The 13,380-nt window shown below is 40.9% G+C and carries 15 protein-coding genes; 12 read left to right on the top strand and 3 right to left on the bottom strand.

Translation table 11 applies throughout. The annotated features are described in order from the left end of the window. Positions 1 to 25: 25 nt before the first annotated feature. The 5 genes from rpmF (at position 26) to lysM (ending at position 3,060) form a co-directional block, all read left to right on the top strand. Entirely contained in the window at positions 26 to 211 is a 186-nt protein-coding gene (gene rpmF, locus IAE19_RS14235) for a 50S ribosomal protein L32 (protein WP_004723964.1), read from the top strand. Between the two features lie 154 nt (positions 212 to 365). Beyond that, the gene (gene fabD, locus IAE19_RS14230; RefSeq protein ID WP_200461570.1) at positions 366 to 1,352 is read left to right on the top strand and encodes an ACP S-malonyltransferase; all 987 of its coding nucleotides are present in this window, start codon (positions 366 to 368) and stop codon (positions 1,350 to 1,352) included. Next, positions 1,349 to 2,083 carry a 3-oxoacyl-ACP reductase FabG gene (gene fabG / locus IAE19_RS14225; protein ID WP_200461569.1) on the top strand — a complete coding sequence of 245 codons (735 nt, stop codon included), beginning with the start codon at positions 1,349 to 1,351 and terminating at the stop codon, positions 2,081 to 2,083. The genes fabD and fabG overlap by 4 nt, the downstream gene beginning before the upstream one ends. A gap of 85 nt (positions 2,084 to 2,168) precedes the next feature. Beyond that, positions 2,169 to 2,405: an acyl carrier protein gene (acpP, locus tag IAE19_RS14220; protein ID WP_004991077.1), complete on the top strand. Its 237-nt coding sequence runs from the start codon at positions 2,169 to 2,171 to the stop codon at positions 2,403 to 2,405. A 187-nt stretch (positions 2,406 to 2,592) separates the two neighbouring features. Then, entirely contained in the window at positions 2,593 to 3,060 is a 468-nt protein-coding gene (gene lysM / locus IAE19_RS14215; protein WP_200461568.1) for a peptidoglycan-binding protein LysM, read from the top strand. A 44-nt stretch (positions 3,061 to 3,104) separates the two neighbouring features. Here the strand turns inward: lysM and IAE19_RS14210 are convergent, their stop codons facing one another. Further along, positions 3,105 to 3,872 carry a hydroxymethylpyrimidine/phosphomethylpyrimidine kinase gene (locus IAE19_RS14210; RefSeq protein ID WP_200461567.1) on the bottom strand — a complete coding sequence of 256 codons (768 nt, stop codon included), beginning with the start codon at positions 3,870 to 3,872 and terminating at the stop codon, positions 3,105 to 3,107. A 118-nt stretch (positions 3,873 to 3,990) separates the two neighbouring features. Between IAE19_RS14210 and IAE19_RS14205 the strand changes: the two genes are divergently transcribed. The 3 genes from IAE19_RS14205 to IAE19_RS14195 all read left to right on the top strand — a co-directional run bounded on the left by IAE19_RS14205 (position 3,991) and on the right by IAE19_RS14195 (position 6,261). Continuing rightward, on the top strand, positions 3,991 to 4,644 hold the full coding sequence (locus IAE19_RS14205) for an HAD-IA family hydrolase (protein ID WP_200461566.1): 654 nt from the start codon (positions 3,991 to 3,993) through the stop codon (positions 4,642 to 4,644). An 86-nt stretch (positions 4,645 to 4,730) separates the two neighbouring features. Then, positions 4,731 to 4,925, top strand: coding sequence for a hypothetical protein (locus IAE19_RS16665; protein WP_227612271.1), 195 nt, complete (start codon positions 4,731 to 4,733; stop codon positions 4,923 to 4,925). Positions 4,926 to 5,139: 214 nt separating this feature from the next. Beyond that, complete coding sequence (locus tag IAE19_RS14195) at positions 5,140 to 6,261, top strand: acyltransferase family protein (RefSeq protein WP_200461565.1); 1,122 nt, start codon at positions 5,140 to 5,142, stop codon at positions 6,259 to 6,261. A 22-nt stretch (positions 6,262 to 6,283) separates the two neighbouring features. Here the strand turns inward: IAE19_RS14195 and hemJ are convergent, their stop codons facing one another. Continuing rightward, positions 6,284 to 6,736 carry a protoporphyrinogen oxidase HemJ gene (gene hemJ / locus IAE19_RS14190; RefSeq protein WP_200461564.1) on the bottom strand — a complete coding sequence of 151 codons (453 nt, stop codon included), beginning with the start codon at positions 6,734 to 6,736 and terminating at the stop codon, positions 6,284 to 6,286. A 20-nt stretch (positions 6,737 to 6,756) separates the two neighbouring features. Continuing rightward, the gene (locus IAE19_RS14185; protein ID WP_200461563.1) at positions 6,757 to 7,986 is read right to left on the bottom strand and encodes a beta-ketoacyl synthase N-terminal-like domain-containing protein; all 1,230 of its coding nucleotides are present in this window, start codon (positions 7,984 to 7,986) and stop codon (positions 6,757 to 6,759) included. Positions 7,987 to 8,285: 299 nt separating this feature from the next. Between IAE19_RS14185 and IAE19_RS14180 the strand changes: the two genes are divergently transcribed. From IAE19_RS14180 to fusA, 4 genes are all read left to right on the top strand, one after another. Further along, positions 8,286 to 9,725 (top strand): EcsC family protein, encoded by a 1,440-nt coding sequence (locus IAE19_RS14180; protein ID WP_200461562.1) that lies wholly within the window; start codon positions 8,286 to 8,288, stop codon positions 9,723 to 9,725. Between the two features lie 198 nt (positions 9,726 to 9,923). Beyond that, positions 9,924 to 10,298 (top strand): 30S ribosomal protein S12, encoded by a 375-nt coding sequence (gene rpsL / locus IAE19_RS14175; protein WP_000246374.1) that lies wholly within the window; start codon positions 9,924 to 9,926, stop codon positions 10,296 to 10,298. A gap of 157 nt (positions 10,299 to 10,455) precedes the next feature. Beyond that, the gene (gene rpsG, locus IAE19_RS14170) at positions 10,456 to 10,926 is read left to right on the top strand and encodes a 30S ribosomal protein S7 (protein ID WP_004901967.1); all 471 of its coding nucleotides are present in this window, start codon (positions 10,456 to 10,458) and stop codon (positions 10,924 to 10,926) included. A gap of 183 nt (positions 10,927 to 11,109) precedes the next feature. Beyond that, positions 11,110 to 13,248: an elongation factor G gene (gene fusA / locus IAE19_RS14165; RefSeq protein ID WP_200461561.1), complete on the top strand. Its 2,139-nt coding sequence runs from the start codon at positions 11,110 to 11,112 to the stop codon at positions 13,246 to 13,248. Positions 13,249 to 13,380 lie beyond the last annotated feature (132 nt).

The raw sequence follows: 13,380 nt of genomic DNA, 5'->3' as shown, positions 1-13,380 counted from the left end.
TTTTCGATCTTTGTAAGGAGCCATCATGGCCGTTCAGCAAAACCGTAAAAGTCGCTCTCGCCGTGACATGCGCCGTTCACATGACGCTTTAACCGAGAATGCATTAACTGTAGACCAAACTACGGGTGAAACTCACCGTCGTCACCACGTGACTAAAGATGGTTTTTACCGTGGTCGTCAATTATTCGCTAAAGCAGCTGATGCTGAGTAATTTAGTGAATTTGCATTAAAGCGTGATGCTTAAGTGTAGAAAAAATGGGAGCGAAAGCTCCCTTTTTTTGTTGCTTTTCGCAATTATCAAGCGATTCAATAAATGTTAAATTTCCGCCTCGTAAACCAGCTAAGACGAAATAAAGGATTTTTATATGTCTGCTAAACGACTCGAGCAAGTGGCTCAAGCAACTAAAACTGCATTTTTGTTCCCAGGCCAAGGGTCACAAAAAGTCGGCATGCTCGCTGAACTTGCTGAGCAGTTTAGTGGTGTGCAGGATACCTTTGCTGAAGCTTCAGAAGCGCTGGGTTTTGACTTATGGGATATTGCGCAAAGTGGTGAAGGTTTAGATCAAACTGAAAATACTCAGCCTGTCTTGCTTACTGCAAGTATTGCATTATGGCGTGTCTGGTTGGATTTGGGCGGTATTGCTCCAAAATATTTGGCAGGACATTCACTTGGTGAATATAGTGCATTAGTTGCAGCACAGGCATTGAGCCTTAGTGATGCGGTAAAACTTGTGAATTTACGCGGTAAATTGATGCAAAGTGCTGTTCCGCAAGGACAAGGTGCAATGGCTGCAATTTTAGGTTTGCCAGACGAAAAAGTTGTTGAGTTATGCCAAAACGTATCTGCATCTGGGCAGGGTTCTGTGGAAGCCGCGAATTACAATGCGCAAGGTCAGGTTGTAATCGCAGGTTCTTCAGTGTTGGTGAATGAGGTGATGACTCTTGCTAAAGAGCAATCAGGTAAAGCTATTGCCTTGCCTGTATCTGTACCGTCACATTGTTCATTGATGAAACCTGCTGCTGAACAATTCGCAGCAGCATTGGAACAAACTGCCATTGAGCTACCACATATACCTGTAATACAAAATGTCAACGCGGCAATCGCGACCGATGTTACGCAATTACGTCAGGCATTAACGGCTCAATTGTATCAGTCAGTACAATGGACACGCACTATGCAATATCTACAGGATCAAGGGATTCAGTATGTAGTGGAGTGTGGTCCGGGTACAGTTTTAAGTAACTTAGCTAAACGGTTGCCAAATATTGAAAAAGCATTTGCGATCGATACCAAAGGTCGTATGGAAGATGCCCTAAACGCAGTTTTAGTGGCGGAAGGAAAAATTGCATGACACAACAACGTAAAGTTGCTTTGGTGACAGGTGCGAGCCGTGGTATCGGCGCGGCAATTGCACAGCAACTTCTTCAAGACGGTTATTTTGTAGTTGGTACAGCAACCAGCGAATCGGGTGCTCAAAAATTAACAGAGCAGTTTGGTGAGCAGGGCGTTGGTTTGGTGCTAGATGTTCGTCATTTGGAGCAAATTGAGGCGGTTGTTTCCAACATTGAACAGAACTACGGTTCGGTGCTGGTATTGGTCAATAACGCAGGTATTACGCGTGATAATTTGTTACTGCGTATGTCTGAAGATGACTGGGACGACATTTTAAATATTCATTTGAAAGCGGTTTATCGTTTATCGAAACGTGTGCTAAAAGGAATGACCAAAGCCCGTTTTGGACGTATTATCAATGTTAGTTCAGTGGTTGCACATTTTGCTAACCCAGGTCAAGCCAACTACTCAGCAGCTAAAGCGGGAATTGAGGCATTTAGTCGCAGTCTTGCCAAGGAAATGGGGAGTCGCCAGATTACGGTAAATAGTGTTGCACCTGGTTTTATTGCAACTGAAATGACAGATGCACTCAGTGATGATCTTCGTAAAAAAATGAGTGATCAGGTTGCGCTAGGTCGTCTTGGCGAACCACAAGATATCGCAAATGCAGTAAGTTTCCTCGCTTCAGATAAAGCAAGTTACATTACTGGTACGGTATTACATGTAAATGGTGGTTTATACATGGCTTAAGGCTGATGGATAAACTTTTAAAATATTCAATATTCAATTAAACTAACGGCAATTAAAAACGCCACAAGCAATGAGGAGAATTCCTGTGAGCGATATCGAACAACGTGTTAAGCAAGCAGTTGCAGAACAACTCGGTATGAAAGTTGAAGAGATCAAAAACGAAGCATCTTTTATGGATGATTTGGGCGCAGACTCTCTTGATCTTGTTGAACTAGTTATGTCTTTCGAAAATGATTTCGACATCACCATTCCTGATGAAGATTCTAACGAAATCACAACTGTTCAATCAGCAATTGATTACGTAACCAAAAAACTTGGTTAATTGATCAATGTTGATAAAAGCCACCGCAAGGTGGTTTTTTTATGTCTTTATAAAAAGCGGATAAATAAATTACATACCGTTACCTGATTGAAGCGAACTGACACCATAAATTGTTTGTTTTTTGAGTATAACTATAAGGGCTTTAAAATTTATTGCATGATGAAAATAATCATTATAGGAGACAATTATGGGTCTTTTTGATTTTGTAAAAGGCATTGGTAAAAAGAATCAGGCAAAAACAGAAAAACCAGCCGCAACACCTGCTGAGCCTACTGCTCAAGAAATTGCAAATCAGCTTTTAGCGCATATCAAAAGCTTGGGTTTACCTGTTGAAGGTCTAGTCGTAAATTATAATAGTACCAGCGATTTGGCTACTATTCAGGGCAAAGTTAAGAGTCAGGCAGATAAAGAAAAAATTGTACTGGCAGTCGGTAACATTGATCATGTTGCAAAAGTGGATGATCAAATGACGGTTGAAACGCCTGCGCCTGAAAGTAAATTTTATACGGTTAAATCTGGTGATAATTTATCCAAAATTTCAAAAGAATATTATGGTGATCCAAATCAGTACAATAAAATTTTTGAAGCCAATAAACCGCTTTTAAAGAATGCGGATGATATTTATCCAGGTCAGGTATTGCGTATTCCGCAATAAATTTTATGTTTTAAAAAAGGCGCTTATGCGCCTTTTTTTAATTTTTAGAACCGCTTTGGAATCTTTTGCCCATTGGGTACAGGTGTTTCTGCATTTTTTAATACACCAAATAACCATACTTCGGCATGCTGTACCGCAATTTTTAAATCATCACCTAAGGCTAAACGACCTGCAATATAACTGGCCATTGAGCAACCAGAACCATGGTATTCGCCCTCCAGACGAGGGCAAGTGCTTTCAGCAATGAGTTCACCTTGTATGAATAACTGGTTTTTTATAAAATATGGGGTGGCTTCATGACCACCTTTGACTAAAACAGCTTTTGCACCCATTTCAAATAATTTTTGAGTCGCTGCTTCTAAATCATCCAGCCCTGTTAAAGCCCGTAATTCAACTGTATTGGGGGTTAAAATCGTGGCTAGGGGGATGAGTTCGACAAAAGCTTTAACCAGTGTTGCCTGATCACCTAAAGAACCACCACTGTTGGCGACTAGCACAGGATCAAGTACATATTGATAATCTGGATGTTCACGTAAAAATTGGGCAAGTGCTGCAATATTATCGGTAGTTCCAAGCATGCCTGATTTAATGCATTTAATGGGTAGATCTCCAACTACTGCATTGGCTTGAGCAAGCAGCAGTTGTTTTGAAGTGGCTTCAAAGCCAAAGACCTGTTGTGAGTTTTGAACTGTCAGTGCAGTACAGGCGATAGCAGCATGTGCGCCACTTTGCCCAATGGCTTCAATATCGGCTTGTAATCCAGCGCCACCAGAAGGATCGAGACCAGAGAAACAAAGTACGGTTGGGCGCACAGTTATTATCCTTAAAGTGTTCAATTTGAGGTAGTATAGGCAAGTTTGACTAAACTCTCGACCCCATTTTTAATCAGATTTTATTGATTTTAACCTGTTTCTTATTTGAGTGTAATTTGTGAGTGCTGTAAAAAATATTTTGATAGATCTGGATGGAACATTAACCGATCCTAAAGTAGGGATCACTACTTCAGCTCGTTATGGGTTAAATAAAGTAGGCTTTCCTATTGCTGACCATGAGAATATTGATTGGATTATTGGCCCACCTTTGAAGGCTTCACTGGCTAAAATTATGAATGTCGATGTGAGTCATGATTTGGCAGAGCAGGCACTGCTAGGCTATAGAGAGCGCTTTTCAGTCACAGGTTTGTTTGAGAATGAACTTTATCCTTATGTGATTGATACATTGAATAGCCTCAAAAATCAGGGTTATCAATTGTACTTGGCAACAGCAAAGCCACATGTGTATGCCGTGCGTATTTTGGAACATTTTGAGCTGTTGCGGTATTTTACTCATCCTTATGGGAGTGAGTTGAGCGGCGAGCGTACCAATAAAGGCGACTTGATTACATATATACTTGAAAAAGAGCAATTGAATCCCGCTGAGTGTTTAATGGTAGGGGATCGGGAACATGATATTTTAGGTGCCCGTCGGAATGGCATTGAAACCGTTGCGGTTGAGTATGGTTATGGCTCCGAACAGGAACTTAATCTGGCAGCACCGAAGTATAAAATCAAAAGTTTTAATCAGTTGCTGGATATTTTGATTTAAACAAGAGATACCAAACCCGAACAGCAACTCTCCAGCTCTTATTTTATGATGGCTTTATAACAAATCATCAGTGTGATGGAGCACGCATGTTTAAAAAAATAGCTTTAAAAGGTTTGCTGATATCGGGTTTGGTTGCTTGCCACACATTTCCGAGCAATGATTCAACAGATCGAGTGCAGGTGACTAAATCTCTTCAAGGTAAGCAGTGCGAAAGCTCAGGAATTGATATCTCGATGCTCAAGCAGCAATTAGAGATAAAACATATACACGTTTATACTTAATCGATTGGAGATGATGAGCTGATGCGACCTCAGGTGTGTGGTGCGCCCGATGGTAAAATTGGAATCTTTAGCATTCATCAGAAACAATTGGCTCAGGCACAAGCTATAGGCTTTGCACTCTATCAAGCACAATAAGAAAAGATACTGAAATAATCACGATATTTTAGGCAGATCATGACGATATTATATGCTTGACTGAACGAATTTGAAATTTATGCGAAATTATAAAATTGACATCTTAAGAGGTGTTTCTATTTTTTTAGTGTTGCTGCATCACTTTAATATTCCTTATAAATTAAACGATACATGGTTAGGATTTTCAATTTTCGGAGAGCCTTTAAGTCATTTGATTGCTAGAAATGGTAATTATGGTGTGACCATGTTTTTTGTTATTTCAGGCTTTCTTATCACGCAGCATACTCTTCATCGCGATGGGGTCTTATCGAACATTCATATCCGAAATTTCTATATTCGACGTATTGCTCGTATTGTCCCTTGCCTTTTACTTTTGGTGGCGATGGTGACTTTATTGGGTGGCATGGGATTGCAGCCTTTTCTCAATCAAGCACCCAATGCTATTGCAGTGCCTTATGTTGTGACGATCTTGGCTGCATTCACCTTTTGGATGAATATCCTGATTATTGAGTATGGCTGGGTCAATTATGCCTTGGGCGTATTGTGGTCATTGTCGGTTGAAGAGGTGTTTTATTTGGCATTTCCACTGTTATGTTTAGTGTTGACTAAAACGAAAGCTTTTATTTTATTTCTTGTGTTGATTATTGCTTATGCGCCGTATTTTCGAGCATTACATTTTGGCGAAGAAAATGGGGCATATCTTTATCATTATTTTTCTAGTTTTGATGGGATCGCCATAGGTTGTTTAACTGCGTTATTGCTACACAAATTTTCAATGCAGCAGAATGCAGCCAAGTGGATGATACCCTTACTGGTGATCTTGATGGTTGCTTTATATATGTATGCGCCGATTAAAAATGTAAGTACTTGGAGTATTAGTGTTTTTGCAGTATTAACAGCATGTTTAGTATTTTGTTTTTCTCAATATTCGAAATTTCAAACTCTCGCTCTATTTTCTAAAATTTTGGTTTGGATGGGCCAGCGTAGTTATGAAATGTATTTATTCCATCTGATTATTTTAGGATTAATCAAGGTGGTGTATTTTCCCAAAACTACTGCACCCGATCAGAAGATGCTGTTGCTGCTGATTTTTTTGGCTGGAACCTTTGCTCTGAGTTGGGTGATTGAAAAATATTATTCTGCACCTTTAAACCATAAGATTAGAGAAAAGTGGTTAATAAAAAAGCCCCAGATAGACTGAGGCTTAACATGAAACATTTATGTTAAAACTGGGGTTTAACTACCACTAAAATCACCACTGCAAACAAAATCAGTGTCGGCATTTCATTAAAGAAACGCCAGAATTTGTGTGATTTATAGTGAGCATTTGCAATCAGCTTTTTTCGATAATAACCACAAATGAAATGGTAAATTACCAATAGGGCGACTAAACCAACTTTCAGATAAAACCATAATGCTTGGTGATAATGTCGGGTTGCGTCGCCCCAATCCACCAAAAAGTGTGCGGTAATTAAGGTAGCAATCATGGATGGCCACATAATTCCGCGATACAGTTTACGCTCCATGACTTCAAAGCGTTGATGACTAATTGTATCTTCACTCATGGCATGATAGACATACAGGCGCGGCAAGTAGAACAATGCCGCAAACCAGCAGACGACAGCAATAATATGTAATGCTTTTACCCACAGGAAAGCATCAGAAGGTGCATCCATCGATTATCCCTAGTGGGATATTAGGCATCCCACTTCTTGAAAATGAGGCAGGCATTGACGCCGCCAAAACCAAAACTGTTACTCATCACAGTATTCAATTTTGCATCACGTTTTTCAAGTACGATATCAAAACCTTTCGCACCTTCATCAAGTTCGGTCACGTTAATGTTTGGTGCGATAAAGTCATTTTGCATCATAAGAACAGAGTAAATGGCTTCTTGTACACCAGCTGCACCCAAGCTATGACCTGTCATGGATTTAGTTGAACTTACAGCTGGAACCTGGCCTTCACCAAATGCGCGTTCCATGGCTTTAAGCTCAGTAACGTCACCTGCTGGCGTTGATGTACCATGTGTATTGACATAGTCGATTTTCTCAACGCCATGTTGTTTCGCTTCATCCAATGCCATGAGAATACAACGTGTTGCGCCTTCACCGCTTGGTGCAACCATATCGGCACCGTCAGAATTTGCTGCATAGGCTACAACTTCGGCAAGAATGTTTGCGCCACGTGCCTGAGCGTGTTCGAGTGATTCAAGAACCACAAAACCACCACCGCCAGCAATAACAAAACCATCACGATCAGCCGAGTATGGGCGAGATGCAGTTTCAGGAGTGTCATTATATTTTGAACACAATGCGCCCATTGCATCAAACAATAAGCTTTGTGACCAATGATCTTCTTCGCCGCCACCTGCAAGCATTAAATCTTGTTTACCAAGTTGAATCAGGTTAAATGCGTAACCAATAGCATCTGCAGAAGTTGCACAGGCGCTGGTAATAGAATGGGCAACACCTTGTAATTTAAAAGCAACGCCGACGTTTGCAGTAATAGTGTTACTCATATTACGTGGTACAAAGAAAGGACCGATTTTACGTGCACCTTTTTCTTCAAGTAATTCGACCATTTCAACTACTGAATGAGTCGAGTTACCACCGCTACCACCTGCTATTCCGTAGCGAGGGTTACCTGCCAGATCTGCAACTTCAAGACCCGCATGTTTAACTGCATCAACTGCTGCATTATAAGCGTACATAGCACACACGCCCATAAACCGTTTAATTTTGCGATCAATGTGATCAAAGTTTTGTTCCGCAGCTGCACTGACATGGCTTTTAAAATTCAGTTCAGCATAAGATGGGTTAAAACGTGTTCCAGAGATGCCATTTTGAAGTGAATGAGTGACCTCTTCTAAAGAGTTACCGATGCATGAGTTAATTCCCATGCCAGTGATTACAACACGTTTCATCTACAGATCCCTTATATGGTGATAGTTTTGAGTTTAACGAAATTCGACATTTTTGATTGAAGGGAGATTGGAGCCCGAAGAATTGCGTCACTCATGTTTGAGATTGACATCATAATAACAGAAAGAATTTTCAATTCTTATGGCAAATCTTATGCCCATTGTATTAAGACAGAAATGCGTGGCGATCATGGTTATTTGGGACAATGCTTTACCAAAAGAAACAGATTAAAGTTGAGATAAGTCCACACTACACCTAGTATTTATAGCTAAATGCCAGAATCAAAATATAGAGGTACTTGATGACAAATTCTAATAATAATCAATCGCAAAGTTTGCTCGGCACTGCTTTTGGAGTGGCTAAAAAGCTCAGTTGCAGTGGTTTAAGCATATTAGGTCATGTTGCGCCGGGCACTGTTTCTAAGATCAATACTACAGTCAATGAAGCACGTACCATAGAAGGTAATGCACGAGTGAAAAATCCGCTAGAAGTTGAAAAATATCAAAATCCGCAACAACTGATGCGTCAGCATCTACCTAAAGTATCTCAGCAGTTATTAGGTCGTCATTACAACCGCATTTATAGTGTTGCCAGTTTTTTATCTCCAGATATTAATGAAAAAATTTCTGACTATTTATTTACGCGTTTAAATGATTTTACTGAACAGACTAGCTCAACGACAAAAGTACTTGAGGAAGCGGGAGCTAAGAGTCTTGATGAACTTAGTAACAATCCTGATCGTTCGCAACGTATTAGTCAGGCATTAATTGAACAAAATAAAATTTTGGCTGTTGCGCAAGGTGCGGTGAGTGGTGCGACAGGGGTGATTGGCGCAGCTGTAGATGTACCTTTCTCGTTGGCTTTGGCTTTAAGAACGATTTATCAAACAGGTCGGGCGCATGGTTTTGAATTAAGCCAACAACAAGAGCAAGATATTGTTGAGTTTATTTTTAAAGAAGTGGATTTAGGCTTGGTCGCAGAGAAACAAACTTTACTCATGGCGATTAAAAGTTTAAGTAGTATGCTGCAAACGCATGATCTGTCTCAATTTCAGCAGCTATTGGGTTCAACTAATGATGCAGAATTTCTAAAACAATGGCTAGTTGATGATCAGGGACAGTTTAAATATAAATGGTTAAATGGTTTTTCTAAATTTTCGTTGATTGGTAAATTAAGCCCACTTGCAGGTGCGACAGTGAGTGCTGTTTATAGTTGGCGTTTAATTGAGGATGCAGGTCAAAAAGCCCAAGCGATTTTTGGAGGTGCGCGTCATTATTTACTTGAACATCCAAATGCTCGGGTTTCACCATTAAATGCCTATCTGGCATTGGAACAGCAAATTGGACAAGCAAAACCGTCACTCATCAGCCCGAATTCGCAAACTGCCTCTTTGCATATAGATGAGTCGAAAATTAAACAAATTGATGAGTCGAAAATTAAACAAGTTCAGGCAGAAGTGGTCATGCCTACAAATTCAGACGACATAAAAAAAGTAACGGTTAAGCCACGTAAACCGCGTGCCACAAAAAACCAGCAGGATTCAACACAGAAAGTTGAAGAGGGAATTCATTCATTGGCTGAGCAATACGTTGAAGCTCATGAAAAAACCCAACAGCAACCCGCATTGTCCGAAAAAACAGCACCGATAACAGATATTGAAGATAAAGACGCTGATGCCCAAATTGAGTCTACACCAGCCAAACCAAAACGTAAGCGTACGGTGAAGCCTAAAGTTGAATGATTCTGAAGAGTTGTCATTAAAACTTAAACTAATTTTGTTAGGGTGCTGAATAATAAAAAAAGCACTGCAATGCAAGAAATGGTCAACATTTGCGAACACTGCAAATGTTGACCATTTCTATATCTTAGCTTACAATTGTATGCCCTCAAAAAGAGGTGTTTTCTTTTTGAGGTTTTTTATTAACGGGAGAATTGCCATATGGCAACAACAAATCAGTTGATCCGTAAGGGTCGCACAACTTTGGTTGAAAAATCCAAAGTTCCTGCGTTGAAGGCTTGTCCACAACGTCGTGGTGTATGTACACGTGTTTATACCACTACTCCAAAAAAACCTAACTCAGCAATGCGTAAGGTTTGCCGTGTTCGCTTGACTTCTGGTTTTGAAGTTTCTAGCTACATCGGTGGTGAAGGTCATAACCTACAAGAGCACAGTGTTGTTCTTATCCGTGGTGGTCGTGTTAAAGACTTACCAGGTGTACGTTACCATACCGTTCGTGGTTCTTTAGACTGTGCTGGTGTGAAAGATCGTAACCAGTCTCGTTCTAAATACGGTGCGAAACGTCCTAAGAAGTAATTCTTAAGTCGTTTAATGCTGCAATCCTTTAGCGTTTCGCTTGTCCAGATTTCAAATTGAAATTCAAGCGGCGTATAGTAAGGCCAGCGTAGCGTGCATGACACTTGCACAATCTGCTGGATCACCCTGAAGTGTCATATTTATAGGTAGTTTTAAAATGCCAAGACGTCGCGTAGTCGCTGCTCGTGAGATCCTTCCAGATCCAAAATTCAGCAGCCAAACAATCGCTAAATTTATGAACCACGTTATGCAAGACGGTAAAAAATCGATTGCAGAAAGTATCGTTTACGGTGCTTTAGACCGCGTTCAAGAAAAAAACAAAGTAGACCCTGTTGAATTTTTTGAAGCTACGCTTGAAAAAGTTCGTCCTATGGTCGAAGTAAAAGCACGCCGTGTTGGTGGTGCTACTTATCAAGTACCTATGGAAGTGCGCCCATCCCGTCGTACTGCCTTAGCTATGCGTTGGTTAGTAGATGCTGCTGCGAAGCGTTCTGAAAAAACTATGGCTTTACGTCTTGCTGGCGAGTTGCTTGATGCAGCTGAAGGCAAAGGTGCTGCAATCAAAAAACGTGAAGACGTGCACCGTATGGCTGAAGCGAACAAAGCCTTCTCTCATTACCGTTTCTAAGCGGATAAAACAGTCCCTTATCAGGAGAATACTCATGCGTACCGCATCTCGATTTAATATCGCACTTTACCCTAGCGGGGGATTTGCGGGTATTTAAGTTGCCCCCACTGTGAGTATTCGCGCGCATCAATCCTGTATTGGTGCGTCCTGTTTTAAACATAATATTTAGGAATGTAAGTCATCATGGCTCGTCAAACCCCGATTACCCGTTACCGTAACATCGGTATTTCTGCTCACATCGATGCAGGTAAAACTACAACAACTGAACGTATTTTGTTCTACACAGGTGTATCTCACAAAATTGGTGAAGTACATGATGGTGCAGCAACAATGGACTGGATGGAACAAGAGCAAGAACGTGGTATTACCATTACTTCTGCTGCTACGACTTGTTTCTGGTCTGGTATGGCGAATCAGTTCGACCAACACCGTATTAATGTAATTGACACCCCAGGACACGTTGACTTCACGATTGAAGTAGAACGTTCTATGCGTGTTCTTGACGGTGCGTGCATGGTTTACTGTGCGGTTGGTGGTGTACAACCTCAGTCTGAAACTGTATGGCGTCAGGCAAACAAATATAAAGTGCCTCGTTTGGCATTCGTGAACAAGATGGACCGTACTGGTGCTAACTTTTTCCGTGCTGTTGAACAAGTAAAAACACGTTTAGGCGGTAATCCTGTGCCTATCGTTGTTCCAATTGGTGCTGAAGATACATTCCAGGGTGTTGTTGACCTGATCGAAATGAAAGCGATCATTTGGGATGAAGCTTCACAAGGCATGAAGTTTGAATACGGTGAGATTCCAGCTGATCTTGTTGATACTTCAAATGAATGGCGTACCAATATGGTGGAAGCGGCTGCTGAAGCTTCTGAAGAGTTAATGGACAAGTACCTAGAAGAAGGCGATCTTTCTAAAGAAGATATCATCGCTGGTCTTCGTGCGCGTACATTAGCATCTGAAATTCAGGTTATGCTTTGTGGTTCTGCGTTTAAGAACAAAGGTGTTCAACGTATGTTGGATGCTGTAATTCAATTCTTGCCTTCTCCAACAGAAGTAAAAGCGATTGAAGGTATTCTTGACGACAAAGCTGAAACTAAAGCATCACGTGAAGCATCTGACGAAGCTCCGTTCTCTGCACTTGCGTTCAAAATCATGAACGATAAGTTCGTAGGTAACTTAACTTTCGTACGTGTTTATTCTGGTGTGCTTAAACAAGGTGACCCAGTATATAACCCAGTGAAGTCTAAGCGTGAACGTATTGGTCGTATCGTGCAAATGCATGCGAACGAACGTCAGGATCTTGATGAAATCCGTGCAGGTGATATCGCAGCGTGTGTAGGTCTTAAAGACGTAACAACCGGTGATACACTTTGTGATGAGAAAAACATCATTACTCTTGAGCGTATGGAATTCCCAGAGCCAGTAATTTCATTGGCTGTTGAACCAAAAACTAAAGCTGACCAAGAAAAAATGTCAATCGCTTTAGGTCGTTTGGCAAAAGAAGATCCATCGTTCCGTGTTCGTACAGATGAAGAATCTGGTCAAACGATTATTGCTGGTATGGGTGAGCTTCACCTTGACATCATCGTTGACCGTATGAAACGTGAATTCGGTGTTGAAGCGAATATCGGTAAACCAATGGTTGCTTATCGTGAAACGATTAAGAAAACTGTTGAGCAAGAAGGTAAATTCGTTCGTCAAACTGGTGGTAAAGGTAAGTTTGGTCACGTATATGTACGTCTTGAACCGCTTGATGTTGAAGAAGCTGGTAAAGAATACCAATTCGTTGAAGAAGTTGTAGGTGGTGTTGTACCTAAAGAATTCTTCGGCGCGGTTGATAAAGGTATTCAAGAGCGTATGAAGAATGGTGTCTTGGCTGGTTACCCTGTGGTAGGCATTAAAGCGACATTATTCGATGGTTCTTACCATGATGTCGACTCTGACGAATTATCGTTCAAAATGGCAGGTTCTTATGCCTTCCGTGATGGTTTCATGAAAGCAGATCCTATTCTTCTTGAGCCGATCATGAAAGTTGAAGTAGAAACTCCAGAAGACTACATGGGCGATATCATGGGTGACTTAAACCGTCGTCGTGGTATGGTTCAGGGTATGGACGATCTTCCTGGTGGAACAAAAGCAATTAAAGCAGAAGTTCCATTGGCTGAGATGTTTGGTTACGCAACTCAAATGCGTTCTATGTCTCAAGGTCGTGCGACATATTCTATGGAATTTTCAAAATATGCTGAAACTCCACGTAATGTGGCAGAAGGCATTATTGCTAAGTTCCAGTCAGGCGGTAAAAAAGGTGACGACGAGTAATCTTTCGATTACTATAAGCCCAAACTAATTTTTAGTTAAAAAACCAAGCGCTCATGAGTCACCCTCATGAGCAGTTTATAAAGGAAGATCATCATGGCTAAAGCCAAGTTTGAACGTAATAAGCCGCACGTA

Source organism: Acinetobacter sp. S40 (assembly GCF_016624705.1).
In the GTDB taxonomy this organism is placed as follows: domain Bacteria; phylum Pseudomonadota; class Gammaproteobacteria; order Pseudomonadales; family Moraxellaceae; genus Acinetobacter.
Note: the sequence above shows the minus strand (reverse complement) of the source record. Positions and strands in the feature narration are given on the sequence as shown.

Coding starts and splice junctions, on each gene's coding strand:
- rpmF (WP_004723964.1), top strand. CDS start 26: ATGGCCGTTCAGCAAAACCGTAAAAGTCGCTCTCGCCGTGACATGCGC.
- fabD (WP_200461570.1), top strand. CDS start 366: ATGTCTGCTAAACGACTCGAGCAAGTGGCTCAAGCAACTAAAACTGCA.
- fabG (WP_200461569.1), top strand. CDS start 1,349: ATGACACAACAACGTAAAGTTGCTTTGGTGACAGGTGCGAGCCGTGGT.
- lysM (WP_200461568.1), top strand. CDS start 2,593: ATGGGTCTTTTTGATTTTGTAAAAGGCATTGGTAAAAAGAATCAGGCA.
- IAE19_RS16665 (WP_227612271.1), top strand. CDS start 4,731: ATGTTTAAAAAAATAGCTTTAAAAGGTTTGCTGATATCGGGTTTGGTT.
- IAE19_RS14195 (WP_200461565.1), top strand. CDS start 5,140: ATGCGAAATTATAAAATTGACATCTTAAGAGGTGTTTCTATTTTTTTA.
- hemJ (WP_200461564.1), bottom strand. CDS start 6,736: ATGGATGCACCTTCTGATGCTTTCCTGTGGGTAAAAGCATTACATATT.
- IAE19_RS14185 (WP_200461563.1), bottom strand. CDS start 7,986: ATGAAACGTGTTGTAATCACTGGCATGGGAATTAACTCATGCATCGGT.
- IAE19_RS14180 (WP_200461562.1), top strand. CDS start 8,286: ATGACAAATTCTAATAATAATCAATCGCAAAGTTTGCTCGGCACTGCT.
- rpsL (WP_000246374.1), top strand. CDS start 9,924: ATGGCAACAACAAATCAGTTGATCCGTAAGGGTCGCACAACTTTGGTT.
- rpsG (WP_004901967.1), top strand. CDS start 10,456: ATGCCAAGACGTCGCGTAGTCGCTGCTCGTGAGATCCTTCCAGATCCA.
- fusA (WP_200461561.1), top strand. CDS start 11,110: ATGGCTCGTCAAACCCCGATTACCCGTTACCGTAACATCGGTATTTCT.